This window comes from Enterocloster lavalensis (genome assembly GCF_046603895.1).
GTDB classification, from domain to species: Bacteria; Bacillota; Clostridia; order Lachnospirales; family Lachnospiraceae; genus Enterocloster; species Enterocloster lavalensis.
Genome location: NZ_CP176637.1, coordinates 6,026,245 through 6,051,974 on the forward strand (window position 1 = coordinate 6,026,245; position 25,730 = coordinate 6,051,974).

24 protein-coding genes and 1 riboswitch are annotated in these 25,730 nt (G+C 58.0%); of the genes, 22 read left to right on the plus strand and 2 right to left on the minus strand.

The window, feature by feature from the left end; translation table 11 throughout:
* Positions 1-27: 27 nt before the first annotated feature.
* The 14 genes from ACK2JC_RS27045 to ACK2JC_RS27110 all read left to right on the plus strand — a co-directional run bounded on the left by ACK2JC_RS27045 (position 28) and on the right by ACK2JC_RS27110 (position 15,028).
* A complete protein-coding gene (locus ACK2JC_RS27045) occupies positions 28-684 on the plus strand; it encodes a YigZ family protein (RefSeq protein WP_092360869.1) in 657 nt (218 codons plus the stop codon).
* Between the two features lie 136 nt (positions 685-820).
* On the plus strand, positions 821-2,650 hold the full coding sequence (typA, locus tag ACK2JC_RS27050; RefSeq protein WP_024734830.1) for a translational GTPase TypA: 1,830 nt from the start codon (positions 821-823) through the stop codon (positions 2,648-2,650).
* 192 nt (positions 2,651-2,842) lie between these two features.
* Positions 2,843-3,475: a single-stranded DNA-binding protein gene (locus ACK2JC_RS27055; RefSeq protein ID WP_092360868.1), complete on the plus strand. Its 633-nt coding sequence runs from the start codon at positions 2,843-2,845 to the stop codon at positions 3,473-3,475.
* Positions 3,476-3,619: 144 nt separating this feature from the next.
* Positions 3,620-4,132 (plus strand): cob(I)yrinic acid a,c-diamide adenosyltransferase, encoded by a 513-nt coding sequence (locus ACK2JC_RS27060; RefSeq protein WP_007711884.1) that lies wholly within the window; start codon positions 3,620-3,622, stop codon positions 4,130-4,132.
* A 43-nt stretch (positions 4,133-4,175) separates the two neighbouring features.
* Positions 4,176-4,353: riboswitch (Lysine riboswitch) on the plus strand.
* A gap of 212 nt (positions 4,354-4,565) precedes the next feature.
* A complete protein-coding gene (dapA, locus tag ACK2JC_RS27065; RefSeq protein WP_092360867.1) occupies positions 4,566-5,450 on the plus strand; it encodes a 4-hydroxy-tetrahydrodipicolinate synthase in 885 nt (294 codons plus the stop codon).
* 28 nt (positions 5,451-5,478) lie between these two features.
* Positions 5,479-6,237, plus strand: a complete 759-nt coding sequence (gene dapB / locus ACK2JC_RS27070) for a 4-hydroxy-tetrahydrodipicolinate reductase (RefSeq protein WP_092360866.1) — start codon at positions 5,479-5,481, stop codon at positions 6,235-6,237.
* A 126-nt stretch (positions 6,238-6,363) separates the two neighbouring features.
* Entirely contained in the window at positions 6,364-6,702 is a 339-nt protein-coding gene (locus tag ACK2JC_RS27075; RefSeq protein WP_092360865.1) for a lipase chaperone, read from the plus strand.
* 118 nt (positions 6,703-6,820) lie between these two features.
* A complete protein-coding gene (locus ACK2JC_RS27080) occupies positions 6,821-7,144 on the plus strand; it encodes a hypothetical protein (RefSeq protein ID WP_320937894.1) in 324 nt (107 codons plus the stop codon).
* Between the two features lie 150 nt (positions 7,145-7,294).
* Complete coding sequence (purC, locus tag ACK2JC_RS27085) at positions 7,295-8,002, plus strand: phosphoribosylaminoimidazolesuccinocarboxamide synthase (protein WP_092360863.1); 708 nt, start codon at positions 7,295-7,297, stop codon at positions 8,000-8,002.
* Positions 8,003-8,088: 86 nt separating this feature from the next.
* Complete coding sequence (gene purF / locus ACK2JC_RS27090; RefSeq protein ID WP_320937893.1) at positions 8,089-9,531, plus strand: amidophosphoribosyltransferase; 1,443 nt, start codon at positions 8,089-8,091, stop codon at positions 9,529-9,531.
* Between the two features lie 123 nt (positions 9,532-9,654).
* A complete protein-coding gene (purB, locus tag ACK2JC_RS27095; protein WP_092360861.1) occupies positions 9,655-11,091 on the plus strand; it encodes an adenylosuccinate lyase in 1,437 nt (478 codons plus the stop codon).
* 117 nt (positions 11,092-11,208) lie between these two features.
* Positions 11,209-12,138, plus strand: coding sequence for a LysR family transcriptional regulator (locus tag ACK2JC_RS27100; protein WP_368271341.1), 930 nt, complete (start codon positions 11,209-11,211; stop codon positions 12,136-12,138).
* A complete protein-coding gene (locus ACK2JC_RS27105; RefSeq protein WP_320937465.1) occupies positions 12,135-13,505 on the plus strand; it encodes an MATE family efflux transporter in 1,371 nt (456 codons plus the stop codon). The genes ACK2JC_RS27100 and ACK2JC_RS27105 overlap by 4 nt, the downstream gene beginning before the upstream one ends.
* Before the next feature lie 245 nt (positions 13,506-13,750).
* Positions 13,751-15,028 (plus strand): adenylosuccinate synthase, encoded by a 1,278-nt coding sequence (locus tag ACK2JC_RS27110; protein ID WP_092360858.1) that lies wholly within the window; start codon positions 13,751-13,753, stop codon positions 15,026-15,028.
* A gap of 284 nt (positions 15,029-15,312) precedes the next feature.
* Here ACK2JC_RS27110 and ACK2JC_RS27115 read toward each other — a convergent pair whose 3' ends face one another.
* Both ACK2JC_RS27115 and abc-f read right to left on the minus strand, forming a co-directional pair.
* The gene (locus tag ACK2JC_RS27115) at positions 15,313-15,528 is read right to left on the minus strand and encodes a hypothetical protein (RefSeq protein WP_092360857.1); all 216 of its coding nucleotides are present in this window, start codon (positions 15,526-15,528) and stop codon (positions 15,313-15,315) included.
* A 25-nt stretch (positions 15,529-15,553) separates the two neighbouring features.
* Positions 15,554-17,563, minus strand: a complete 2,010-nt coding sequence (abc-f, locus tag ACK2JC_RS27120) for a ribosomal protection-like ABC-F family protein (RefSeq protein ID WP_320937466.1) — start codon at positions 17,561-17,563, stop codon at positions 15,554-15,556.
* A gap of 206 nt (positions 17,564-17,769) precedes the next feature.
* Between abc-f and ACK2JC_RS27125 the strand changes: the two genes are divergently transcribed.
* The 8 genes from ACK2JC_RS27125 to ACK2JC_RS27160 all read left to right on the plus strand — a co-directional run bounded on the left by ACK2JC_RS27125 (position 17,770) and on the right by ACK2JC_RS27160 (position 25,589).
* A complete protein-coding gene (locus ACK2JC_RS27125; protein ID WP_092360855.1) occupies positions 17,770-18,435 on the plus strand; it encodes a redox-sensing transcriptional repressor Rex in 666 nt (221 codons plus the stop codon).
* Between the two features lie 16 nt (positions 18,436-18,451).
* On the plus strand, positions 18,452-18,844 hold the full coding sequence (gene acpS, locus ACK2JC_RS27130) for a holo-ACP synthase (protein WP_107434779.1): 393 nt from the start codon (positions 18,452-18,454) through the stop codon (positions 18,842-18,844).
* Positions 18,841-20,496 (plus strand): NAD(P)H-hydrate dehydratase, encoded by a 1,656-nt coding sequence (locus ACK2JC_RS27135; RefSeq protein WP_320937467.1) that lies wholly within the window; start codon positions 18,841-18,843, stop codon positions 20,494-20,496. The genes acpS and ACK2JC_RS27135 overlap by 4 nt, the downstream gene beginning before the upstream one ends.
* Positions 20,493-21,683 carry an alanine racemase gene (alr, locus tag ACK2JC_RS27140; protein WP_320937468.1) on the plus strand — a complete coding sequence of 397 codons (1,191 nt, stop codon included), beginning with the start codon at positions 20,493-20,495 and terminating at the stop codon, positions 21,681-21,683. The genes ACK2JC_RS27135 and alr overlap by 4 nt, the downstream gene beginning before the upstream one ends.
* 148 nt (positions 21,684-21,831) lie before the next feature.
* Entirely contained in the window at positions 21,832-22,179 is a 348-nt protein-coding gene (locus ACK2JC_RS27145) for a type II toxin-antitoxin system PemK/MazF family toxin (RefSeq protein ID WP_320937469.1), read from the plus strand.
* Between the two features lie 92 nt (positions 22,180-22,271).
* On the plus strand, positions 22,272-22,598 hold the full coding sequence (locus ACK2JC_RS27150; RefSeq protein WP_092360851.1) for a PH domain-containing protein: 327 nt from the start codon (positions 22,272-22,274) through the stop codon (positions 22,596-22,598).
* Between the two features lie 173 nt (positions 22,599-22,771).
* Positions 22,772-24,250 carry a hemolysin family protein gene (locus ACK2JC_RS27155; protein ID WP_320937470.1) on the plus strand — a complete coding sequence of 493 codons (1,479 nt, stop codon included), beginning with the start codon at positions 22,772-22,774 and terminating at the stop codon, positions 24,248-24,250.
* Positions 24,207-25,589, plus strand: a complete 1,383-nt coding sequence (locus tag ACK2JC_RS27160) for an MATE family efflux transporter (protein WP_320937471.1) — start codon at positions 24,207-24,209, stop codon at positions 25,587-25,589. Before ACK2JC_RS27155 ends, ACK2JC_RS27160 begins: the two co-directional genes overlap by 44 nt.
* Positions 25,590-25,730 lie beyond the last annotated feature (141 nt).

Consider the following 25,730-nt stretch of genomic DNA (forward strand, 5'->3'; position numbering starts at 1 on the left):
CTGAAAATGTAAAAAGGAGCGGAATAAGTGGAAGAAGCCTACAAAATTCTATACAGGGGCGGAAGCGGGGAGATTACGGAGAAGAAGTCGCGGTTTATCGCGGATTTAAAGCCCGTGTCAAGCGAGGAGGAAGCCCTTGCATTTATCGAAGAGATACGGAAAAAATACTGGGACGCCAGACACCACTGCTACGTCTACCGCATCGGGGAGCGCAGCCAGACGGTTCGGTTCTCTGACGACGGGGAACCGGCTCAGACCGCGGGAAAGCCCATGCTGGACGTGCTGGCAGGCCGGGATATCCACGACGTGTGCGCGGTGGTCACCCGGTATTTCGGGGGCACGCTGCTGGGCACCGGCGGCCTGGTGCGGGCGTACTCCCAGGCGGTCCAGGCGGGCCTGGAAAACTGCCTGGTGGTGGAGAAACGCCCGGGCGTGCGGCTGAGCGTGGACACGGATTACAACAGCGTGGGAAAGATCCAGTATATTGCCGCCCAGATGGGCATCACGGCCCTGGAAAGCGCCTACACGGACCGGGCCAGCTTCACCTACATGGTGCCGGAGGAGCAGGCGGAGGACTTTGAGGCCAAGCTCACCGAGGCCACGGCCGGGCGGGCCGTTCTGCACAGGTCCGAAACGGTTTATTACGGTTTGGCGGAGGGAGAGCTGGTTCTGTTCGAGAAATAGAGGAAAATACAGGCGCGGGCCTAATTTTTCCTTGCAATCCGGGAATACCAATGTTATACTAGTAAACCGTGACAAATGTGTATATAAATAAGTAGATACCCGATTTTATCTGTAAAGTGAAGGAAGAGTACGCAGTATGAAAATGAAAAGAGAAGATATTCGTAACATTGCAATTATCGCCCACGTAGACCACGGCAAGACCACCCTGGTGGATCAGCTGCTGCGTCAGAGCGGCGTGTTCAGGGCCAACCAGGAGGTGCAGGAGCGCGTGATGGACTCCAACGACATCGAGCGGGAGCGCGGCATCACCATCCTGTCCAAGAACACGGCGGTGTATTATAAAGACACCAAGATCAACATCATTGACACCCCCGGACACGCGGATTTCGGCGGCGAGGTGGAGCGCGTGTTAAAGATGGTGAACGGCGTAGTCCTGGTGGTGGACGCCTACGAAGGCCCCATGCCCCAGACTAAGTTTGTGCTTCAGAAGGCTCTGGAGCTGGACTTATCCGTGATCGTCTGCGTGAACAAGATCGACCGCCCCGAGGCAAGGCCCGAGGAAGTGATCGACGAGACCCTGGAGCTGTTCATGGATCTGGACGCCTCCGACGAGCAGCTGGACTGCCCCTTTGTATTTGCCTCCGCCAGAGCCGGTTTTGCAAAGAAGGAGTTAGACGACCCGGAAGTGGACATGAGTCCGCTGTTTGAGACCATTATCAACTATATCCCCGCTCCTGAGGGCGACCCGGACGCGGAGACCCAGGTGTTAATCAGCACCATCGACTACAACGAGTACGTTGGCCGCATCGGCATCGGCAAGGTGGACAACGGCGGCCTTAAGGTCAACCAGGAGTGCGTGCTGGTGAACCACCACGACCCGGACAAATTCAAAAAGATCAAGATCGGAAAACTCTACGAGTTTGACGGGCTTAACCGGGTGGAGGTCCAGGAGGCGAAGATCGGTGCCATCGTGGCCATTTCCGGAATCGCGGATATCCACATCGGAGATACCATCTGTTCCCCGGCAAAGCCTGAGGCCATTCCCTTCCAGAAGATTTCCGAGCCCACTATCGCCATGTATTTCATGGTCAACGACAGCCCCTTAGCCGGTCAGGAGGGCAAGTTTATCACCTCCCGCCATCTGCGGGACCGCCTGTTCCGGGAGCTGAACACGGACGTGAGCCTGCGGGTGGAGGAGACGGACAGCGCGGACTGCTTCAAGGTGTCCGGCCGCGGCGAGCTTCATCTGTCCGTGCTGATCGAGAACATGCGCCGGGAGGGCTTTGAGTTCGCGGCCAGCAAGGCCGAGGTGCTTTACAAGTACGACGAGCGCAACCGCAAGCTGGAGCCCATGGAGATCGCCTACATCGACGTGCCGGAGGAGTTTACCGGCGTGGTGATCCAGAAGCTCACCAGCCGCAAGGGCGAGCTGCAGGGTATGAGCAAGGCGGCGGGCGGCTACACCCGACTGGAGTTCTCCATCCCCTCCAGAGGACTGATCGGATACCGCGGCGACTTCATGACCGACACCAAGGGCAACGGCATCCTGAACACCATTTTCGACGGTTACGCTCCCTACAAGGGGGATCTGACCTACCGTCCCACCGGCTCTCTGATCGCCTTTGAGGCGGGCGAGGCCATCACCTACGGCCTGTTCAACGCCCAGGAGCGGGGCGCTCTGTTTATTACGCCCGGCACCAAGGTCTACGCCGGAATGGTGGTGGGACAGAATCCCAAGGCCGAGGACATTGAGATCAACGTCTGCAAGACCAAGAAGCTGACCAACACCCGTTCCAGTAGCGCAGACGAGGCCTTAAAGCTGACGCCGCCCAAGATCATGAGCCTGGAACAGTGCCTGGACTTCATCGATACCGACGAACTTCTGGAGGTCACGCCCAAGAGCCTGCGCATCCGCAAGAAGATTCTGGACCCCACCATGCGCAAGCGCGCCTCCTTTAACAAATAATTTACGTTTCATCGCACAATATGGCGAATCCTGTCGAAATGTTTTTCAGGATTCGCCAATTTTTTTGGTCTATTATCCGGAATCGCCTCATAAACTATTTATGTGCCGCAGAGGGACTGCTGCGGCGAAACGAAAACGGGCGGACCTCTGTCCGCGAACAAAAATAGAATCGAAGCGAAGAGGAGAAGTACAATGTCAGAAAAAATGATTGAGAACAACAAGGTAAGCGTGATCGGAAAAATCGTATCGGGATTTACATTCAGCCATGAGGTATTCGGCGAGGGCTTTTATATGGTGGATGTGGCGGTAAACCGCCTCAGCGAGCAGGCCGATATCATCCCCTTAATGGTGTCCGAGCGGCTCATCGACGTGCATGAGGATTACATAGGCTGCACCATTGAGGCCCTGGGCCAGTTCCGCTCCTACAACCGCCATGAGGGCGTGAAAAACCGCCTGATGCTTTCCATCTTTGTGCGGGAAGTTCATTTCATGGAGGAATTCACGGATTACACGAAAACCAATCAGATTTTTCTGGACGGGTACATCTGCAAAGCGCCCATTTACCGGAAAACCCCGCTGGGCCGGGAGATCGCCGATATTCTGCTGGCGGTGAACCGCCCATACGGCAAGTCCGACTACATACCCTGCATCTCCTGGGGAAGAAACGCGCGTTTTGCCTCCAGCTTCACCGTGGGCACCCGGGTGAGGATCTGGGGCCGGGTTCAGAGCCGGGAATACACCAAAAAGATCAGCGAGACAGAGTGCGAGAAGCGCATCGCCTACGAGGTGAGCATCAGCAAACTGGAGTGCGACGAGGTGGAATAAGTTTGGAAAAACGTAGTAAAAAGTTAAAAAAGATGTAAGAAAAGTTTGCAAAAACAGAAAAACTGTGCTATTATGAGCCGTGTTCGCTAAGAATGATCTTTTAGTTTGAAAAAAGCTGTTTATCAGCATACGAGGTGCAATACGATGAAAGAAAGCATGATACAGGTGATCTGCGGACCGGGAAGAGGAAAGTCTACCGGAGCGCTTGGCCGGGGCATCAGCGCCCTGAACAAAGGCCAGTCGGTCATCATGGTGCAGTTTTTAAAAGGATCGCTGGATTTGCAAAACGCGGAGGTGATCAAGCGGCTGGAACCGGAGTTCAAGTTGTTCCGCTTTGAGAAATCCTCTGTCATTTTCGACCGCCTGACGGATGAGGAGAAGAACGAGGCCTGCATCAATATCCGCAACGGCTTAAACTTCGCCAAAAAGGTGCTGGCCACCCGGGAATGCGACGTGCTGATCCTGGATGAGATTCTGGGCATCCTGGACGAGGGGATCATTTCCCTGGAGGAGCTGATCAATGTGATCGAGCAGGCGCGCCAGGTGGAGATCCGCCTGATTCTCACCGGCACGGTTTATCCTCAGGAGCTGGACGGCCGCGTGGACGAGGTTACCCGCCTTCAGACCCGCTACGAGGAAGTGAAGCCGGAAGAATAATTGTTGACAAGAAAAAGGTTCAATGTTAATATAGTACCAACAATCATAGAGTAGAGGTTGCGTCAATCATCAGTAACAAGCCGGATGTGGCAGGCACAGAAGAAGGTTTGGGAAAGGGAACGACGCCGAAGAGAGGATGCGCCTGCGCGGCATGCTGCTCTGGGGATATGGCGAACAGCCATATAACTGTCATCCCGAGCGGATGGTGAGCTACCTGAAAGACGATGCGGATTTATGGATCGAACGTATAAGGGCTGACTGACCGTCAGTCCTTTTTTGTTGAATGTAATGGGCCTCCGGCGCAGCCGAAGGGCGATTGCGGAGTGTAATGGGCCGCAGGCGCAGCCAGCGGGCGAGACAAAAACGTAGATCCCGACATATACGGCAGAAGGGGCAAGCCCATGATTGATTCAAGAAAAAGGAGAGAAGGATTATGGCAATTTTTGAAGGAGCAGGAGTCGCGTTAGTCACCCCGTTCAAGGAGAACGGCGAGGTCAATTATGAGAAGCTGGAGGAGATCGTGGAGGAGCAGATCGCAGGGGGAACCGACGCGATCATTGCCTGTGGCACCACCGGCGAAGCGTCCACCATGTCCCATGAGGAGCATCTGGACGTGGTCCGCTATGTGTGCCAGGTGACAAAAAAGCGGATTCCCGTGATCGCAGGCACCGGCAGCAACTGCACGGAGACCGCGGTCTACCTGTCGGTTGAGGCGGAGAAGTACGGGGCGGACGGACTGCTGCTGGTTTCCCCCTACTACAACAAGGCCACCCAGAAGGGCCTGATCTGCCATTTCAGCGCGGTGGCGGAGGCCGTTAAGATTCCCATCCTGCTGTACAACATTCCCGGCCGCACCGGCGTGACGATCCAGCCGGAGACCATCGCCTCCCTGTGTAAGAACGTGGACAACATCGTGGGCGTCAAGGAGGCCAGCGGCAATTTCTCCGCCATGGCCACCATGATGAACCTGGCGGACGGCCAGGTGGACCTGTACTCCGGAAACGACGATCAGATCGTTCCCCTGCTGGCCCTGGGCGGCAAGGGCGTGATCTCCGTGCTGAGCAACATCGCCCCGGCTCAGACCCACGCCATCTGTCAGGCCTTCTTTGACGGGAATCCGGCGGAGAGCGCCAGGCTTCAGCTGGCGGCCATCCCGCTGATCACAGAGCTGTTCCGGGAGGTAAATCCGATCCCGGTGAAGGCAGCCATGAACCTGATGGGCAAGGGCGTAGGCCCTCTGCGCCTGCCTCTGACCGAGATGGAACCCCAGAACCAGGAGAAGCTGAGAGCCGCCATGACGGCTTACGGGCTCCTGTAAAGCGACGAGAGGGCGGAGGAAGAATCATATGGTAAGAGTGATAATGCATGGGTGCAACGGCGCCATGGGACGGGTGATCACCGGCCTGGCCGCCGAGGATCAGGAACTTGAAATTGTGGCGGGCATCGATGTGAACCCCGGCCCGGACCAGGGCTATCCGGTGTTCCCCTCCCTGAACGACTGTGACGTGCAGGCGGACGTGGTGGTGGATTTCGCCTCCGCCAGGGCCGTGGACGGACTTCTGGACTACTGTGAGGCCCACGGCATGCCTCTGGTGCTGTGCACCACCGGGCTGTCGGAGGAGCAGGTCCGCCGCGTGGGATCGGCGTCTGAGAAAACGGCGATTCTGCGCTCCGCCAATATGTCCCTGGGCGTGAACCTGCTGATGAAGCTGGTGCAGGATGCCGCCAGGGTGCTGGCGGGTGCAGGTTTTGACATTGAGATTGTGGAAAAGCACCACCGGCGGAAAAAGGACGCTCCCAGCGGGACCGCCCTGGCCCTGGCTGATTCCATCAACAGCGCAATGGAGGATCAATACCGCTACACCTATGACCGCAGCCATAGAAGCGAACCCAGGGATCCCGGGGAGATCGGCATCTCGGCGGTCCGGGGCGGCACCATTGTGGGCGAGCACGACGTGATTTTTGCGGGCACCGACGAGGTGATCACCTTCAACCACACGGCGTACTCCCGGGCGATTTTTGCCAAGGGCGCCCTGTCCGCGGCTAAGTTTCTGGCCGGCAAGGAGCCGGGTCTGTACGATATGGCGGATGTGGTCGGCCTGTAGCAGGGCATGAAGCTCCGACGGACCCGATAACGGCTGTTCCCATTAAAAAAATTAGAAAATATTCCCACCATAATCCATTCTCCCGGCGCACATAATAAGGGTAGAAATCGAAAGGAGAATGCGATTATGAAAAAAATCAGACCTATTATTTTCACAATGCTGCTGATCGCTATGGTGATGACCGCCACAGCATGCGGCAGCTCCAATAACAATTCCGGCCAGTCCAGCAACAGCACCAGCCAGTCCGCTACCCAGCAGTCCGGCACTGCCGCTCAGGAAACCAGCCGGGTAGGCGAGTCCGGTTCCGCTGCCGTTGACGGCACCTCGGAGGACGGCGGGATCATCGACGGCGTTGTCAACGATATCGAAAAAGGCGCCGACGACGTGAGAAACGGCATGGACAACATGGAGTCCACCAGTGCCGGCGACAACGCCAACACCTCCAGCAATGGAGCCAATGAATAAGCTGGTTTCACATGTACGGGGACCTTTGCTCCTTTTAGCGGGAGCGAAGGTCCATTTTCTGCTTGTGCCCGGGGCGTCCTTCCGCTATAATGGGGGTGTGGCGGGAGGAGATCGAAGGATGATAACTGCGGCGGTTTACGGAATAGAGCGGAGAAGGTGGCGCAGGGCAGGGGTGCGCCGGTGGAAAGAGGCCCGAGGCCGGGGAATTTGGCGAAGAAGCATTTCCCTGCTGTTTAAATTCTGTCTGCTGGCCGCCCTTTTGGCTGAGAGCTGCTGGTTCGCGATTTCCTTCATCACGGTGGAGCGGGTGGACGAAATGCAGGGGATTTACGAGACTGATCCGGGGCCGGCGAGAACCGGGCGGGGCATCCGCCTGCGGCTAAATGACGGGGAGGTCAGCCTGTTTGAGGTGGAGGAGCGGGCGGTTCCCGGGAGTGATTAGCTTTCGTGTATACAACTCATTAGGAATTTTAATGATTGTCCGGCTTGTATTCACTGATGGATTGTATTATAATTTCTACTGAAAAGGCGCTCTTTTATAGCGTCAACTTATAAGTCAATGGAATACATAGAAAAGGACAGGTGGATACCCATGGAAAAGAAAGAGATGCTTTACGAGGGAAAGGCTAAGAAGGTCTACACAACGGAGGATCCGGATGTTTTAATCGTTTCCTACAAGGATGACGCGACCGCGTTCAACGGACTGAAAAAGGGAACCATCGTCGGCAAGGGCGCAATCAACAACCGCATGACCAATTTCATTTTCAAGAAGCTGGAAGAGCAGGGCGTGCCGACCCACCTGGTTGAGGAATTAAACGACCGCGAGACCGCTGTGAAGAAGGTTGAGATCGTTCCCCTTGAGGTGATCATGCGCAACTATTCCGCGGGCAGCTTTGCCAAGAAGATGGGCATGGAGGAGGGCGTGAAGTTCAAATGCCCCACCCTGGAGTTCAGCTACAAGAACGACGATCTAGGCGATCCCTTTATCAACAGCTACTATGCGCTGGCTCTGGAACTGGCGACCCAGGAGGAAATCGACGACATCACCAAGTACGCCTTCAAGGTAAACGAGGTGCTTCAGCAGTATTTTGACGCCTTAAACATCGATCTGATCGACTTCAAGATCGAGTTCGGCCGCTACCACGGCAAGATCATTCTGGCGGATGAGATTTCCCCGGATACCTGCCGTCTGTGGGACAAGGACACCCACGAAAAGCTGGACAAGGACCGCTTCAGAAGAGATTTGGGCGGGGTTGAGGACGCTTATGAGGAAGTGTTCCGCAGACTGGGAATCCAGTAAAAACCGTATAATGAAAAGACCCATTCCCCCCTGTCGGACCGGCAGAGGGGATTAACCAATCCTACAGGCAGAAAGGACATGACCGGATGAACGAGCTGGATTTTGACATTGGAGGGGACAAGCTGCGGGAAGAATGCGGGGTTTTCGGGATCTACGACCTGGATGGCGGGGATGTGGCCTCCACCATCTATTACGGGCTGTTCGCCCTGCAGCACAGGGGGCAGGAGAGCTGCGGCATCGCAGTCAGCGATACGGAGGGACCCAAGGGGAAAGTTTCCGCGTACAAGGGAATGGGGCTTTGCAATGAAGTGTTTGAGACGGAGCATCTGGAGCAGATGCACGGCAATATCGGAGTGGGCCACGTGCGCTACTCCACGGCGGGCAGCAGCACCCGGGAAAACGCCCAGCCGTTGGTGCTCAACTACGTGAAGGGCACCCTGGGGCTGGCCCACAACGGCAATCTGGTGAACGCGCCCCAACTGCGGAAGGAGCTGGAGTACACCGGCGCCATTTTCCAGACTACCATCGACTCCGAGGTGATCGCCTACCACATCGCCAGGGCGCGTATCGGCACCCCCAATGTGGAGAGCGCGGTGGCCGCCGCCATGAAAAAGCTCTCCGGGGCTTACTCCCTGGTGATTATGAGCCCCAGAAAGCTGATCGGGGCCAGGGATCCTTACGGTTTCAAGCCCCTGTGCATCGGCAGGCGGGACAACGCTTATATCCTGGCCTCCGAGACCTGCGCCCTGGAGACCATCGGCGCGGAGTTTGTCCGGGATGTGGAGCCGGGCGAGATCGTGGCCATCACCCGGGAGGGCATCGCCTCCAACCGGGAAATGTGCCTGCCGGATCCGGCCGGAGAGGCCCGTTGCGTGTTTGAGTACATCTATTTCTCGCGGCCGGACAGCGCCTTTGACGGCGTGGGCGTGTACCGGGCCAGGCTTCAGGCCGGGCGCTTCCTGGCCATGGATTCGCCGGTGGAGGCGGATCTGGTGGTGGGCGTGCCGGAGTCCGGAAATGCGGCGGCCCTGGGTTATGCCATGGAGTCCGGGATTCCCTACGGCACCGCCTTTGTGAAGAATTCCTATGTGGGCCGGACGTTTATCAAACCCAAGCAGAGCAGCCGGGAGTCCGCGGTGCGGGTGAAGCTCAACGTGCTTAAGGAGGCGGTGGCCGGAAAGCGGGTGATCATGATCGACGATTCCATTGTCCGCGGCACCACCAGCGCCCTGATCGTGAACATGCTGCGGGAGGCCGGGGCCAGGGAGGTGCACGTGAAGGTCAGCGCGCCGCCGTTCCTGCACCCCTGCTACTTTGGCACCGATATCCCGGACGAGGACCAGCTCATCGCCCATGGACGTTCTGTGGAGGAAATCCGGCGGCTGATCGGCGCGGATTCCCTGTCTTATCTGCGGATGGAGCGGCTTAAGGAGATGGCTGGGGGGAAACCCATCTGCACCGCCTGTTTCAGCGGAATCTACCCAATCGAGCCGCCCCAGGAGGATATCCGGGGAAGCTACGAGCGGTGAGGAGACACCTATAACAGGGCTGTCCCTGGGGACTTGTGAGCATTAGAGAGAATCAGGACCGGCGGCGGGCCATAAAACCGGCCCGCCGCCGGCCGGAAAATAGAAGAGAGGACGAACTATCCCATGAGTGAATACAACAAATATGTAAGCCCGCTGTCCGAGCGCTACGCCAGCAAGGAGATGCAGTACATTTTCTCGCCGGACAAGAAGTTCAAGACCTGGAGAAAGCTGTGGATCGCCCTGGCGGAGACTGAGCGGGAGCTGGGCCTTTCCATCACCCAGGAACAGATCGACGAGCTGAAGGCCCACGCGGAGGAGATCAACTACGAGGTGGCCATTGCCAGGGAGAAGGAAGTGCGCCACGACGTGATGAGCCATGTGTACGCCTATGGCGTACAGTGCCCGGCGGCCAAGGGGATCATCCATCTGGGCGCGACTTCCTGTTATGTGGGGGACAACACGGACCTGATCGTCATGACCGAGGCATTAAAGCTGGTGCGCAGCAAGCTGATCAACGTGATCGCCGAGCTGGCCAAATTCGCGGATCAGTACAAGTCCCAGCCAACCCTGGCGTTCACCCATTTCCAGCCGGCCCAGCCCACCACGGTGGGAAAACGGGCCACCCTGTGGATGATGGAGCTGAAGCTGGATCTGGACGATCTGGACTACCTTATCGGTTCCATGCGCCTTTTGGGCTCCAAGGGAACCACCGGCACCCAGGCCAGCTTCCTGGAGCTTTTTGACGGCGACCAGGAGAAATGCCGACTTCTGGACCAGCGGATCGCGGAGAAGATGGGCTTTTCCGGCTGCTACCCGGTATCCGGGCAGACCTATTCCCGCAAGGTGGACAGCAGAGTCCTGAGCGTTCTCGCGGGTATCGCCCAGAGCGCCCACAAATTCTCCAACGACGTGCGGCTACTGCAGCACTTAAAAGAGGTGGAGGAGCCTTTTGAGAAGAAGCAGATCGGCTCTTCGGCTATGGCCTATAAGCGCAATCCCATGCGCAGCGAGCGCATCGCCTCCCTGGCCAACTATGTGATGAGCGACATGATGAATCCCATGCTGGTGGCCTCCACCCAGTGGTTCGAGCGGACCCTGGACGACTCCGCCAACAAGCGTCTGTCCGTGCCGGAAGGATTTCTGGCGGTAGACGGCATTTTGGATTTGTACTTAAACGTGGTGGACGGCCTGGTGGTGTACCCCAAGGTGATTGAGAAACACATGATGGCGGAGCTGCCGTTTATGGCCACCGAGAACATCATGATGGATGCGGTGAAAGCCGGAGGCGACCGGCAGGAGCTGCACGAGCGCATCCGCGAGCTGTCCATGGAGGCGGGGCGGAACGTGAAGGAGAACGGGCTGGACAACAATCTGCTGGAGCTGATTGCCGCGGACCCGGCCTTCGGCCTGTCCTTAGAGGAGCTGAAGCAGGCGATGGATCCCTCCCGCTACGTGGGACGCGCGCCCCGGCAGGTGGAGGAGTTTTTAAGCGAGGTGATCAATCCGCTGCTGGAGGAGAACCGCGGCCTTCTGGGTATGACCGCGCAGATTAACGTATAAAAAGCGTGACAGAAATACAGCCAAAGGGCGTTCCGGTTTTGACGGGGCGCCCTTACCTGTGGTATGATGGGAAATATGGCGTGAGAGCGGAGGAACGAATGATCGGGGGGAATGGCGATGACCATTAATTTTGAGTATTACAAGGTGTTTTATTATGTGAGCTGCTACGGCAGCCTGACCGCGGCGGCAAAGGAGCTGTGCATCTCCCAGCCCGCGGTGAGCCAGGCGGTGCGGCAGCTGGAGAAGGAGGCGGGTACGCGCCTGTTTTCCCGCACCTCCAAGGGCGTTTTGCTGACCCGGGAGGGGGAACTTTTGTACCGCTATGTGAAGAGCGGGGTGGAGAGTCTGCTGGAGGGGCAGCGGATGTTGGAGCGGATGCTGGGCATGGATATGGGCGAAGTGCGCATCGGGGCCAGCGATATGACCCTCCAGTTTTTTCTGCTCCCGTTTTTAGAGCAGTTCCACCAGCAGTTTCCCAACATCAAGGTCAATGTCTCCAACGCGCCCACGCCGGAGACCATTGAGAGCCTGACCGAGGGAAGAATTGATTTCGGCGTGGTCACCACGCCCTTTGAGGCGGGAAAAGGAATCCGGCAGATTCCGGTGATGCCGTTTCGCAACGTGTTTATCGCGGGCAAGCGTTTTGAGTACCTGAAGGGAAAGGAGCTGGACTACAAGGTGCTGTCCGGCCTTCCCTGCATTTTTTTGGAAAAAAATACCAGCACCAGGACCTTCATGGACCGGTTCCTGGAGGAACATTCCATCCGTCTGACGCCGGAGTTCGAGCTGGCCATCAGCGACATGGTGGTCCAGTTTGCCAAGCGCAACATGGGGGTTGGCTGCGTGATGGAGGGATTCGCCAGGGAAGCCCTGGAACGGGGGGAAGTGTTCGAGCTGAAATTCCGCCGGGAGATGCCCCTGAGGCAGATTTGCGTGGTGACCGGAGATGAAAATCTGATTTCCCTGGCCGGGCGGAGCCTGTTTCAGATGATCACCGGGGGAGAGCAGAGGAACTACGGGAATGATACAGAGGAGAATGGGAAATGATATTGCATAACACATACCGCTGGCTGGACAAGAACCGGGGGAGAATCCGCACGGCCGTAGGCATGGCATGGCCGTCGGTGCTGGAGTCCTTTTTCGTGGCACTGGCGGGCATGGTGGACACCATGATGGTCAGTTCCATCGGGGCCTACGCGGTGGCGGCCGTGGGCCTGACCACCCAGCCCAAATTCATCGGCCTGGCGCTGTTTATCGCCACAAACGTGTCGGTCTCGGCCCTGGTGGCCCGGCGGAAAGGGGAGATGGACGCTTACGGGGCCAACGAGACCCTGCTGACCGCTCTGGTGTTCACCGCCATCGCCGGGACAGTGGTCAGCGCGGTTTGCGTGTATCTGGCGGACCCCATTATCCGCCTGTGCGGCTCGGGGGCGGATACCCACGAGGGGGCGGTGCTGTATTTCCGCATCATCATGGGCGGCATGATGTTCAACATCATTTCCCTGGTGATCAACGCGGCCCAGCGGGGGTCCGGTAACACCCGCATCGCCATGACCACCAACGTGACCTCCAACCTGCTCAACATTGTGGGAAACTACCTGTTAATCGGCGGCCACTTCGGTTTCCCGGCCCTGGGGATCAAAGGGGCGGCCATCGCCACGGTGTTCGGCACCGTGGTGGCCTGCGTTATGAGCATCGCCTCCCTGCTGCGCAAGGACAGCTTTGTGAACATCCGAACCATGGTGCGGGACAAGGTGCGGCTGTCCCTGCGGCCGGTGAAAGCCATCGCAAAGCTCAGCTCCAGCGTGTTTCTGGAACAGCTGCTCATGCGGGCGGGCTTCATGTCCACCGCGGTGATGACCGCCAGGCTGGGGACCGAGGCGTTTGCGGCCCATCAGGCGGCCATGAACATTTTAAGCATCTCCTTCTCCTTCGGGGACGGCATGCAGGTGGCGGCCGTGGCCCTGATCGGCCGCAGCCTGGGGGAGAAACGGCCTCAGCTGGCCCGCCTCTACGGGCAGATTTGCCAGCGCATCGGCAATGTGATCTCCCTGGCGGTCTCGGTGTTCTTTCTTCTGGGCGGGCGCTTTTTGTACCAGATCTATTTCGACGAACCGCACATCGTGGACATGGGTGTGACGCTGGTGCGCGTGATTGTGCTGATCGTGATCGTGCAGATCGCCCAGGTGATCTACATGGGCTGCCTGCGGGGCGCGGGGGACGTGATTTTCACCACCATCGCCTCCACCGTCAGCGTCACCATCATCCGGACTGCGGTCTCCTACGGCATGTGTTACGTGGCGGGGCTGGGCCTGGTGGGAATCTGGCTGGGCATTCTGGCGGACCAGATCAGCCGGTTTCTGTTTACCAGCTGGCGCTTCAAATCCGGAAAATGGACGAGAATCCGCATTTAGGACTTGCAGTACGTTGTACTGGGGCATGCTTGCCGTATGCCCCGGACCGCCTGCAGTTGGAACCTGGCTGATACAAATGATATAATCCTTACTTATGGAAAATATAATAAAGACTGTCTTTACTTATGACATTTGCTGTAGTAAAGTATAGAAGGATTTGGTCCGGCTGTTTGAGACGGTCCAATGACAAGCGATACGGTTACACGACAAGGTTTGCGGGCTTTGCCCAAAGGAGGATTATCAAAATGGTTCAAGCGATTGTAGGAGCGAACTGGGGAGACGAGGGAAAAGGCAAGATCACGGACATGCTGGCCAAGGAATCGGACATCATCATCCGCTTTCAGGGCGGCAGCAACGCGGGCCACACCATCATCAACAACTACGGCAAGTTTGCGCTTCACCTGCTTCCGTCCGGCGTGTTTTATCAGCACACCACCAACATCATCGGAAACGGCGTGGCGCTCAACATCCCCTATCTGGTGAAGGAGGTTCAGTCTCTGGTGGAGAAGGGCGTGCCCCAGCCCCACATCCTGGTTTCGGACCGGGCGCAGATTCTGATGCCTTACCATGTGCTGTTCGACACCTATGAGGAAGCGCGCCTGGCGGGTAAGTCCTTTGGTTCCACCCAGTCGGGCATCGCGCCGTTTTATTCCGATAAATATGCCAAGACCGGCTTTCAGGTAAGCGAGCTCTACGACGAGGAGAGCCTGAAGGAGAAGGTATACCGCATCTGCGAGATGAAGAATGTGCTGCTGGAGCATCTGTACCACAAGCCGCTTCTGGACCCGCAGGAGGTATTTGAGGAGATGCTGGAATACCGCGCCATGGTGGATCCCTATGTGTGCGATACCTCCGCTTACCTGTACGAGGCCATCCGTCAGGGCAAACGGATTCTGTTGGAGGGGCAGCTGGGCTCCTTGAAGGACCCGGACCACGGCATCTATCCAATGGTCACCTCATCCTCCACGCTGGCGGCTTACGGCGCCATTGGAGCCGGGATTCCGCCTTATGAGATCAAGGACATTATCACCGTGGTGAAAGCGTATTCCAGCGCCGTGGGAGCGGGCGCTTTTGTCAGCGAGCTTTTCGGAGACGAGGCGGAGGAGCTGCGCCGCCGCGGCGGTGACGGCGGAGAGTACGGGGCCACCACCGGACGTCCGCGCCGGGTGGGCTGGTTCGACGCGGTGGCCACCCGCTACGGCTGCCGCATCCAGGGAGCCACCGAGGTGGCCTTCACGGTGCTGGACGTGCTGGGCTATCTGGACGAGCTGTCCGTGTGCGTGGGTTATGAGATCGACGGACAGGTCACGAAAGATTTCCCGACCACAGGCAAGCTGAACCGGGCGAAACCGGTTTACGTCAAGTTGCCCGGCTGGAAGTGCGACATCCGCGGCATCAAAAATTACGGGGATCTGCCCGGGAACTGCCGGAGCTATATCGAATTCGTGGAGAAGGAGATCGGAGTGAAGATCACCATGGTCTCCAACGGACCGGGGCGCGAGGACATTATTCTGCGCAGGTAATACTGCGCACAGGCAATACTCTGCGCAGGCCCTCCGCAGGCAATACTTTCCGCAGGTAATACTCCCCGCGGCAGGGGTGCAAAGGGTCAAAAAAGGACGTCCCGCAGGCTTGGGTTTACAGCCTGGGGGCGTCCTTTTTTGCAGCGCGCCATGCGGGCGGTTGCTGAATGTAATGTGCCGCAGGCGCAGCCATGCGGGCGATTGCTGAATGTAATGGGCCGCTGGCGCAGCCATGCAGGCGATTGCTGAATGTAATGGTCCGCAGGCGCGGCCTGTGGTCGATTTTAAGAGCGGTCCTTACCGTCCGGGTCCTCGTCCCGTTTTAACACCTTTCCGATCAGGCTCATGGCGTAGAAGAACACCGGCACCAACACCAGGCAGAGCAGGGCGGCCATGAGGTAGTTGGCCGGCGCGCCAGTGACGGCCAGCACCAAAATGGCGATGGACAGGGCGATAAAGAGCAGGGCGGCGATCAGAGCCGCCAATCGTTTTAACTTCATTTGGTTCTCCTTTCAGCGGGCCGGATCAGACCTCCTCGGCCAGCTCCTCCCAGCGGGCATAGAGCTCTTCCAGGCGGGCGGCGCCCTCCTCCTTCTCCTTGTTCAGCTCCATCAGCCGGGTCACGTCGGTGTAGACCTCCTCCAGAGCCAGGAGGCCGTCGATCTCGGCGTCCCGGGTTTCCAGGCGGTGGATCTCGTCCTCGGTCTTTTTGAGATCGTTCTGGAGCTTGCGGATCCTGGCCTGCTCTTCCTTCTGGGCCTTCCATTCCAGTTTACCCGCGGGAGCGGCGCTTGATTCCTTCTCGGACAAAGCCGGACCCGCCTCAGGGGCGAAGATGGCGGCCGCCGCCTTGCCGCCCGGGATCAGGACAGAGCTGGGGGCGGATCCGGGAAGGACAGTGGCCAGGCGCTGGAAGTGAGCGGCCTCCACATCCTCCTTTTTCTCCAGATAATAGTCATAGTTGCCAATATAGTTCACAAAGCTGCGCCCGGTCAGATCCAGAATCCGGGTGGCGGTGCGGTTGATGAAATAGCGGTCGTGGGACACGTACAGCACGGTGCCGGTGTAGCGGTTTAAGGCGCTCTCCAGAATCTCCTTGGAGGTGATATCCAGATGGTTGGTGGGCTCGTCCAGGAGCAGGAAGTTGGCGTCCGAGAGCATGAGCTTGGCTAAGGATACCCGTCCCCGCTCGCCGCCGCTCAAATCCCGGATCAGCTTGAACACATCGTCCCCGGTGAACAGAAAAGAGGCCAGGGTGTTACGGATCTGGGTGTTGTTCATGGTGGGGTAGGTGTCCTGAATCTCGTCGAACAGGGTCTTTTCCATGTGCAGCACCTGGTGCTCCTGGTCGTAGTAGCCGATGTGCACCTTGGAGCCCAAACGGATCTCGCCGGTATCCGCGGGGAGCATCCGGTTGATGATCTTTAACAGGGTGGTCTTGCCCGTGCCGTTGTTGCCGATGATGGCGATGCGCTCGCCGCGCTTGACCTCAAAATCCACGTGCTCGAACAGGAGCTGGGAACCGAAGGATTTTCTTAGGTCCTTGACAGTCAGCACGTCGTTGCCGCTGACCACGTCCGGCTCCAGGCGGATGTCCATGGAGTCGTTGACCTCCACCGGCTTGTCGATGCGCTCGATTTTCTCCAGCATCTTCTCGCGGCTCTCCGCCCGGCGGATGGATTTCTCACGGTTGAAGGATTTGAGCTTGGTGATCACAGCCTCCTGGTGCCGGATTTCCTGCTGCTGGTTTAAGTAAGCGCGGATCTGGGCGTCCCGGAGCATGGCTTTCTTGTCGGAGTAGGCGGAGTAGTTGCCCAAAAACACGGTGCCAACGCCGTTGTCCAGCTCCACGATCTTGGTCACCACCCGGTCCAGAAAATAGCGGTCGTGGGCTACGATCAGCACGGCTCCGGTGTAGCTCTTTAAGTAGGTCTCCAGCCAGGCGATGGACTCCATGTCCAGGTGGTTGGTGGGCTCGTCCAAGAGCAGGATGTCGGGCTTTGTCAGCAGCAGCTTTCCCAGGGATACCCGGGTTTTCTGGCCGCCGGACAGGGCGGTGATGGGCTTGGCAAACTCGTCCTCCTCAAAGCCCAGGCCCTTTAAGACGCCTGTGATCTCACTGCGGCAGGCGTAGCCGTTGGCCATCTCAAACTCGTGGTTTAAGCGGCCGTACTGGGCCAGCTTGGCCTCCAGCTCGTCACCGGAGGCGGATTTCATCTCCAGCTCCAGGCGGCGCAGCTGTTCCTCCATCTCCAGGATGGGGCGCTTTACCTCCAGCAGTGCGTCGTAGATGGTTTCGGCGCCCTCCAGGTCCTGGTGCTGGGCCAGATAACCGATGGTGGAGCCCTTGGAAACGGTGACGCTGCCCTCGTCGGGCGCAAGCTCGCCGATCATAATTTTGAGCAGGGTGGACTTGCCGGCGCCGTTTATGCCGACCACGGCCGCTTTTTCATGTTCCTCTATATGAAAGGATATGTGTTTTAAAATATCGTTGTCCCCGAAGGATTTGGTTATGTTGCTGCACGACAAAATCATGGTGTTTCTCCTTTACAAAGCCCCGGATCAGATTGGGGTTGGGGGCTTTTTGCGGCTCCTTGGCCTATTCAAGTATAATATAGGGTCATATTTTTTTCAAGAACATCATGAAACGTGTTTGACATTTTTTTGACACGTGCGTATAATAGAACTATTAAAATCTTACAACGGATGACTATATTTTTTCAGGGAAGGTGACAAGATAAATGGAACGGAAAGAAATCTCCAAGGCAGTGATCGGAAGGCTGCCGCGCTACTACCGATATTTGGGGGAACTGATCGAAGAGGGCGTGGAGCGGATTTCTTCAAATGAGCTGAGTGCCAGGATGAAGGTGACCGCATCGCAGATCCGTCAGGACCTGAACAATTTCGGAGGATTCGGCCAGCAGGGATACGGATACAACGTGAAATATCTGTACTCGGAGATCTCAAAGATCCTGGGAATCGACCAGCAGCACAACGTGATTATTATCGGAGCCGGAAATCTGGGACAGGCGATCGCCAACTACACCAATTTCGAGCGCCGCGGTTTTGTGATCAAAGGAATGTTCGACATCAACCCCAAGCTGATCGGCCTGGTGATCCGTGGAATCGAGATCCGTTCCGTGGACGATCTGGAGACATTCATCAAGGACAACGAGATTCAGATTGCAGCCCTGACCATCCCCAAGACAAAGGCTCCTGAGATCGCGGACCGTCTGGTGAATGCGGGAATCAAGGCGATCTGGAATTTCGCCCACACCGACCTGGTGGTGCCCGACGACGTGGTGGTGGAGAACGTGCATCTGTCCGAGAGTCTGATGCGCCTGTCCTACCGCGTGTGCAGCATGCAGGACCAGGGCGACGGCAAGGGTGAAAAATCATCCAAGTGACGGGGTGCCGTGAGCTATGATACTGGGTGTTGGAACGGATTTAGTGGAAATTGACCGCGTCCGGAAGGCCTGTGAGCGGGATTCTTTTGTGGTGCGCACATTTACGGAACTGGAACGCCGGCAGGCGGGGGATAAAATCTCCCGCTTTGCCGGCAGTTTTGCTGTCAAGGAGGCTGTGGCCAAGGCGCTTGGCACGGGCTTTCGCGCGTTTATGCCCATCGATATCGAGGTGGCGCGGGATGAGCTTGGGAAGCCTTATGTGAATCTGTACCGGGGTGCCAGAGCGCTGGCCCATGAGCTGGGCGTGGAGCGCATCGAGGTCTCCATCAGCAATACGGCGGAGCACGCCATGGCCTTCGCAGTGGCGGAGGGCGCGCTCCGGACAGGTGAAAAGGAGGTTGGCGGATGAGAACATTGGTGACCGGAAAACAGATGAAGGCTGTGGACGCCCACGCTATCACAACCATCGGCATACCGTCCATGGTGCTCATGGAGCGGGCGGCCTTTGCGGTGGCGCGGGAGGTCAAAGGGATTTTGAAGGAGGAGGCAGGCCGTCTGGCCCCTGGCGCCTCGGTCTGGTCCGTCTGCGGCACCGGGAACAACGGGGCCGACGGCATCGCCGCGGCGCGGATGTTGTTTTTGGAGGGCGTGAGCGCCGGTGTGGTGCTCATTGGCCAGCCGGAGAAGGGGACGGAGGAATTTCTCCAACAGCTGAAAATCGCCCGGAATCTGGGGATGGAGATTCTCTCCCGGGAACAGTGGGAGGAGCTTTGCAGCCAGGGCGGGATGCAGTGCCGGGTTTTGATCGACGCTATCTTTGGCGTGGGTTTAAGCCGTCAGGTGCAGGGCGCGTACGCGGAGTGCATCCGGCGGATCAACGGCCTGCGCCAGGAGGGTGCCGTGGAATGCGTGGCGGCGGTGGATATCCCCTCGGGTGTCCACTCCGACACGGGGCAGGTGATGGGGGAAGCGGTGAGCGCAGATTTGACCGTGACCTTCGGCTGGGAGAAGCGGGGCACGGTGCTTTATCCAGGGCGCAGCCTGGCCGGCCGGGTGGTGGTGGAGAACATCGGATTTCCGCCCCTGGATTCCCTGAAGCCGGAGGTACGGGACGGGGAGGACGAGGAGGAAATTCCATACGCCTGCACCTACGGTCCCGGGGATTTGGAGCGTATTCCTGAGCGCGCGGCCTACTCCAACAAGGGAACCTTTGGCAAGGTGCTGATCGTTGCGGGCTCGGAAAATATGTGCGGCGCAGCCTATCTGAGCGCTCTGGCCGCCTACCGCACCGGCGCGGGGCTGGTGAAGCTTCTGACTGTGGAGGAGAACCGGCTGATCCTCCAGTCCAGGCTGCCCGAGGCCATTTTAGTGACCTACACCGCGGGACAGCTGATGGAGGGGCGGGAGGAGTTCCGCAAGCTGATCGACGAGCAGTGCCGGTGGGCCGATGTGGTGGTGCTGGGGCCCGGCCTGGGCTGCGGCGCTTACGTGGAGTACCTGGTGGAGGATATTCTCACCATGGCCTGCTCTCCGGTGGTGGTGGACGCGGACGGCCTCAACACCATCGCGGCCCATCCCTACCTGACCTCCTACTACACGGAAAACATTATCATTACCCCGCACCTTGGGGAGATGGCCCGGCTGACCGGGCAGAGCATCCCGCAGATCCGGGAGAATCTGGTGGAGACGGCCGCCGAGTACGCGGCCCACTACGGACTCACCTGCGTGCTCAAGGATGCGGCCACGGTGGTCGCTTCCCGGGAGGGCGGCATCTATATGAACACTAGCGGCACCAGCGCCATGGCCAAGGCCGGTTCCGGCGACGTGCTCACCGGGATTATCGCGGGCCTTCTGGGCCTGGGCATGGATGAGACGGAGAGCGCCAGGCTGGGCGTTTATATCCACGGCCGGGCGGGCGAGCTGGCGGCGAAGAAAACCGGCTGCCACGGCATGCTGGCCTCGGACCTGGCGGAGGCCATCGGCAGCGCCATGGACGGCAAAAAGGCCGGGAATGCGGCGGAGTCCGTTTGGCAGAGCAGGGATTCGGAGGAAAAAAGATGAGACCATATAACAGAGTGTACGCCACCGTGAATCTGGATGCGGTGGCTGACAATATGAAGGAGATGGCGGGCAATCTGCCCTCCGGCACCGGGATGATCGGCGTGGTGAAGGCAGACGGCTACGGCCACGGCGCCGTCCCGGTGGCGATGGCCGTGGACCCATACGTCAGGGGCTTCGCCGTTGCCACGGTGGAGGAGGGGGTGATCCTGCGGCGCCATGGAGTCGGGAAAATGATCCTGGTCCTGGGGGTCACCCATCCGGACCAATACGGGGAGCTGATCCGTTATCAGATCCGCCCCACAGTGTTCACGCTCCGGCAGGCGGAGCGCCTCTCTGAGCTGGCTTGCCGGGAGGGCGTGCGGGCTAAGCTCCATCTGGCGGTGGACACGGGCATGAGCCGCATCGGCATGGAGCCGGACGAAGCTTCGGCGGACATGGTGTTGTCCATGAGCCGCCTGCCCGGGATCGAGATCGAAGGCATGTTCACCCATTTTGCCAGGGCCGATGAGTGGGATAAGGAATCCGCCCGGGCCCAGCTGGCGGCATACCTGAACTTCTCGGAGATGTTAAAGCGCCGGGGGATCGAAATTCCGCTTAAGCACTGCAGCAACAGCGCGGGTATCGTGGAGGGGCTGCCCTCCAACAGCCTGGATCTGGTGCGCGCGGGGATTTCCATCTATGGGCTATATCCCTCGGACGAGGTGGACCGGGAGACCGTCCATCTGACCCCGGCCATGGAGCTTAAGAGCCGTATCTCCTACATAAAGACCATCCGTCCGGGCACGCCGGTGAGCTACGGGGGCACCTTTGTGGCCGGCCGCCCCACGCGCATCGCCACCATTCCCGTGGGTTATGGGGACGGATATCCCCGCAGCCTTTCGTCCCGGGGAAGCGTGCTCATACGCGGACGGCGGGCGCCGATCCTGGGGCGGGTCTGCATGGACCAGTTCATGGTGGATGTGACGGACATCCCGGAGGCGGAGGAAGAGGATGAGGTGACGCTGATCGGCCGGGACAGCGGGGAACAGATTTCCGTGGAGGAGCTGGCCCGTCTCGGGGGAGGATTCCACTATGAGCTGATCTGCGACCTGGGCAAACGGGTGCCAAGGGTTTATCTGCAGGGCGGGCGCATCGCCGGAACCAAGGATTATTTTCAGGATGTCTATGAGGGCTTTCGCCGCCCGTAGTTCCCGGGCGGTTCCGTTTTCACGTTTGAATCATATGTTAATAGTAGACCGCCGTTTCCGGGCGCAGACAGCGCCTGAAACGGAGTGAATATATGGTCGGAGAGTGTCAATACTAATGGTAAATATAGATTGACGGAGTGTGAAGACTGTGATAATCAAACGTGGTGATATTTATTACGCGGATTTAAGGCCGGTGGTGGGATCCGAGCAGGGCGGAGTCCGTCCGGTGCTGATTATACAGAACGATGTCGGGAACAAACACAGCCCCACGGTGATCTGCGCCGCCATCACCTCGAAGATGAACAAGGCGAAGCTTCCCACCCATGTGGAGCTGAACACCAGGCGATGCGCCATGGTGAAGGACTCGGTGATTTTGCTGGAGCAGCTGCGGACCATTGACAAGCAGCGGCTGAAAGAGAAAATATGCCATATCGACGATGAACTGCAGCAGCGGGTAAACGACGCGCTGCTCATCAGTCTGGCGCTGAATACATAGGAAAAAACAGCGCTTGTTAAATTTCTGCTTTTCTTTTGCGGCTCTTTGCTATATAATGTGTTTGATCATTTTACAGGAGGAAGAGAAGAGAGATGGCAGACAATTTGGAGTTGCACGAGGGCGAGGTTGTGGAGAGCGAGGTAAAGGGAGACTACTGGGAGAAAACGCTCTGTATGTACAGCCAGAAGTCGGGGAAATACTGGTTTACCAACCAGCGCATCCTGTTCCGCGGAGGGTTTACCGCTTCCCTTGACCTGCCCTACGAGGAGATCGACGACGTGAGGACCTGCAGCGTGGGCCCCTTTATCCCGTTCATGCCCACCGGCGTCAAGGTGACGATGAAGAACGGTAAAAGCTACAAGCTGTCGGTTCTGGGCCGCAAGAAAATTGCGGAATATATTCAGTCAAAGCTGTCATAACCGGGAAGTTCCCGGCCATTGACGAAAAGTGGTAATAATGTTATGATAAACAGAGTTATGCCGCGGATTACAGGGCAGAGCTCTGTTTTTCTGTGAACGGGCGGGGAAACCGCCGGCGCAGGCTGCGGGAATTTTGGATCGTTTCGTGAACGAAGGGAGTGTTTTTTACATCTATGGACGATGGTTATTCGCCTGTCGGTATTTTGGTATTGATCGGCCTGATCTTTCTGGAGGCGGTGTTTTACGGTTTCGGTTCCGCCATCCAGAATGTGAACGAGGGAAAGCTGGAGGAGGAGATGGAGAACGGCAATGAAAAGGCCGCCCGTCTGCTCCGGATCGTAAACCGGCCCACCCGTTTTGTGAACACCATCCAGATTACCACCCATTTGGTGGGAATTATCACCGGTATTTTTATTCTGCCCGTTGTGGTGAACGCGGCGGCCGGTAAACTTAAGACCATGAACCTGCTTAACTCAGCTCGGACCATGGAAGCGATGGGGGGAACGGCCCCCGCCTGGTATGCAGACCCGCTGTGGTGGATGTGGGCGGGGCTTATGGTGCTGTTTACCGTGGCCGCGGTGGTCCTGATCGTCAGCTTCGGCATCATTATCCCCAAGCGTCTGGCCGCCAAGGAGCCGGAGAAATGGGGCTACCGTATGATGCCCATGGTGCTGTTTGTGGCGGCCCTTCTGCTGCCGCTCACCAAGCTGATCAGCGCAATGGCGTGGCTGGTGCTCAAAGCCTTTGGCGTGGATATGACGGCCGACGATGAGAATGTGACGGAAGAAGACATTATGTCCATGGTAAATGAAGGCCATGAGCAGGGCGTTCTGGAGGCCGGAGAGACGGAAATGATTACCAATATTTTCCAACTCGGCGACAAGGAAGCCTGGGATATCATGACCCACCGCACCAACATGGTGGTGCTCTCCGCGGATACCACGCTTCGGGAGGCGGTGGACTTCATTCTGAAAGAAGGAACCAACACGCGGTATCCCGTGTATGGGGAGGATATCGACGATATCGTCGGCATCCTGCACCTGCGGGATGCCATGGCGTATTTTGAAAAGCCGGAGAACAAGGACCGGCAGTTAATCGAAATCCCCGGGCTTCTCAGGGAAGCCAGCTTTATTCCGGAGACGCGCAGCATCGACACGCTGTTCAAGGAGATGCAGTCCAACAAGATACATATGGAGATCGTGGTGGACGAGTACGGACAGACGGCGGGCCTGCTGACCATGGAGGACATTCTGGAAGAGATCGTGGGCAATATCATGGACGAATACGACCAGGAGGAGGAGTTTATCACGCCTCTGGAGGACGGCAGCTTCAGCATGAGCGGAATGACTCCGCTGGAGGACGTGACGGATGCCCTCAGCATCCGCTTCTCCGAGGAGGACAGCGATACCTACGACACATTGAACGGTTTTCTGATCTCCCGGCTGGACCGCATCCCCCAGGAGCACGAAAAGCCGCTGGTGGAATTTGCGGGCTACCGCTTCCAGGTCACCAAGGTGGGCAACAAGATGATCGAGTCCGTCCATGTGAGCAGAATCTGCGGTCCGGAATCCGGCAAAGGGGAAACAGGAAAGGAAATAAAGGATTCGGATGATACAGATCGCACAGAACACAAAGGAGATGTTCCGGGATAAAATTTTTCTAAAAAAGGCCGTGCAGATAGCCTGTCCGGTGGCCCTGCAGGGGATGTTAAACACCGTGGTCAACCTGGTTGACACGCTGATGATCGGCACCCTGGGGGCCACGGCCATTGCGGCGGTGGGACTGGCGAACAAGGTCTTTTTTGTGTTTTCACTGCTGGTGTTCGGGATTGTCAGCGGCAGCGGCATCCTGGCGGCCCAGTTCTGGGGCAGCGGCGATGTGAAACACATCCGCAAGGTGCTGGGCTTGTCCGTGGTGTTGTCCATGGTGGGCGCAGCGTTTTTTGTGATCCCGGCGGTGGCCTTCCCGGACCAGGTGATGCGCATCTTCACCACCAGCGAGGCCAGCATCTCCCTGGGCGCGCGCTACCTTCGGGTGGCGGCCCTCACCTATCCCTTTATCGCGCTGACCAACGTGTTTGTGGCGCTGCTGCGGGCGGTCAACAAGGTGCTGGTGCCCGTTTGCACCAGCTGCATCGCCATTGTGATCAATATTATCCTGAACTATATCCTGATCTTCGGCGCCTTTGGAGCGCCCAGGCTGGGGGTGGTGGGAGCCGCTCTGGCCACCATGATCGCCCGCCTGATCGAGGTGGCGTTGGTGGTGGGTTATGTGTACGGAACAAAGTCGCCGGTGGCCGGGACGTTTCGGGAGCTGTTCGGCTGGCCGGGGCCGTTTATCCGCCGTTTCCTGGACACCGCGGCTCCGGTGATCGCTAACGAGTTCATGTGGGGGCTGGGCACCACCATGTACTCCCTGGCCTACGGGCGTATGGGGGATAACGCGGTGGCCGCAATCACCATCGCAACTACCATCCAGGACATCGTGGTGGTTTTGTTTCAGGGGCTTTCCGCCGCAACGGCCGTGATCCTGGGAAATGAAATGGGCGCGGGAAAGCTTAAGCGGGCGGAGCGGTATGCGGTGAATTTCTTTATATTGCAGTTTATCGTCACCCTGGCCGCGGCCGCGGTGGTGGTGGGAATCCGCTGGCCGCTGATCGGACTTTACCGCATCACGCCGGAGGTGGCCCGGGACGTGAACCTCTGTATTTTGGTGTTCGCCCTGTACATGCCGGCCAAGATGTTCAATTTCGTGAACGTGGTGGGCGTGCTCAGAAGCGGCGGGGACACGAAAATGTGCCTGTTTCTGGACACCAGCGGCGTGTGGTTCATCGGCGTTCCACTGGCCTTTTTGGGGGCGTTGGTCTGGCGGCTGCCGATTTACACCGTATACGCCCTGGTGATGTTTGAGGAGGTCTACAAGATGATTCTGGGGTACATCCGGTACCGGCAGAAAAAGTGGCTGCGAAACCTGGCGGTGGAAATCCGCTGAAGGGTTCCGAAATGGGGGATTCCCGGTGAAAACCCTGTAATTTCCCCTTGTCAGGGGCTAAAAATCGTGCTAAGATGGAAAAGATGTTTACATGCCAGGGACAAAAGGCCCGCCGGTTTGCGCGGGGCCGATGTTGTGAAA

Coding starts and splice junctions, on each gene's coding strand:
- typA (WP_024734830.1), top strand. CDS start 821: ATGAAAATGAAAAGAGAAGATATTCGTAACATTGCAATTATCGCCCAC.
- ACK2JC_RS27055 (WP_092360868.1), top strand. CDS start 2,843: ATGTCAGAAAAAATGATTGAGAACAACAAGGTAAGCGTGATCGGAAAA.
- ACK2JC_RS27060 (WP_007711884.1), top strand. CDS start 3,620: ATGAAAGAAAGCATGATACAGGTGATCTGCGGACCGGGAAGAGGAAAG.
- dapA (WP_092360867.1), top strand. CDS start 4,566: ATGGCAATTTTTGAAGGAGCAGGAGTCGCGTTAGTCACCCCGTTCAAG.
- dapB (WP_092360866.1), top strand. CDS start 5,479: ATGGTAAGAGTGATAATGCATGGGTGCAACGGCGCCATGGGACGGGTG.
- ACK2JC_RS27075 (WP_092360865.1), top strand. CDS start 6,364: ATGAAAAAAATCAGACCTATTATTTTCACAATGCTGCTGATCGCTATG.
- ACK2JC_RS27080 (WP_320937894.1), top strand. CDS start 6,821: ATGATAACTGCGGCGGTTTACGGAATAGAGCGGAGAAGGTGGCGCAGG.
- purC (WP_092360863.1), top strand. CDS start 7,295: ATGGAAAAGAAAGAGATGCTTTACGAGGGAAAGGCTAAGAAGGTCTAC.
- purF (WP_320937893.1), top strand. CDS start 8,089: ATGAACGAGCTGGATTTTGACATTGGAGGGGACAAGCTGCGGGAAGAA.
- purB (WP_092360861.1), top strand. CDS start 9,655: ATGAGTGAATACAACAAATATGTAAGCCCGCTGTCCGAGCGCTACGCC.
- ACK2JC_RS27100 (WP_368271341.1), top strand. CDS start 11,209: ATGACCATTAATTTTGAGTATTACAAGGTGTTTTATTATGTGAGCTGC.
- ACK2JC_RS27105 (WP_320937465.1), top strand. CDS start 12,135: ATGATATTGCATAACACATACCGCTGGCTGGACAAGAACCGGGGGAGA.
- ACK2JC_RS27110 (WP_092360858.1), top strand. CDS start 13,751: ATGGTTCAAGCGATTGTAGGAGCGAACTGGGGAGACGAGGGAAAAGGC.
- ACK2JC_RS27115 (WP_092360857.1), bottom strand. CDS start 15,528: ATGAAGTTAAAACGATTGGCGGCTCTGATCGCCGCCCTGCTCTTTATC.
- abc-f (WP_320937466.1), bottom strand. CDS start 17,563: ATGATTTTGTCGTGCAGCAACATAACCAAATCCTTCGGGGACAACGAT.
- ACK2JC_RS27125 (WP_092360855.1), top strand. CDS start 17,770: ATGGAACGGAAAGAAATCTCCAAGGCAGTGATCGGAAGGCTGCCGCGC.
- acpS (WP_107434779.1), top strand. CDS start 18,452: ATGATACTGGGTGTTGGAACGGATTTAGTGGAAATTGACCGCGTCCGG.
- ACK2JC_RS27135 (WP_320937467.1), top strand. CDS start 18,841: ATGAGAACATTGGTGACCGGAAAACAGATGAAGGCTGTGGACGCCCAC.
- alr (WP_320937468.1), top strand. CDS start 20,493: ATGAGACCATATAACAGAGTGTACGCCACCGTGAATCTGGATGCGGTG.
- ACK2JC_RS27150 (WP_092360851.1), top strand. CDS start 22,272: ATGGCAGACAATTTGGAGTTGCACGAGGGCGAGGTTGTGGAGAGCGAG.
- ACK2JC_RS27155 (WP_320937470.1), top strand. CDS start 22,772: ATGGACGATGGTTATTCGCCTGTCGGTATTTTGGTATTGATCGGCCTG.
- ACK2JC_RS27160 (WP_320937471.1), top strand. CDS start 24,207: ATGATACAGATCGCACAGAACACAAAGGAGATGTTCCGGGATAAAATT.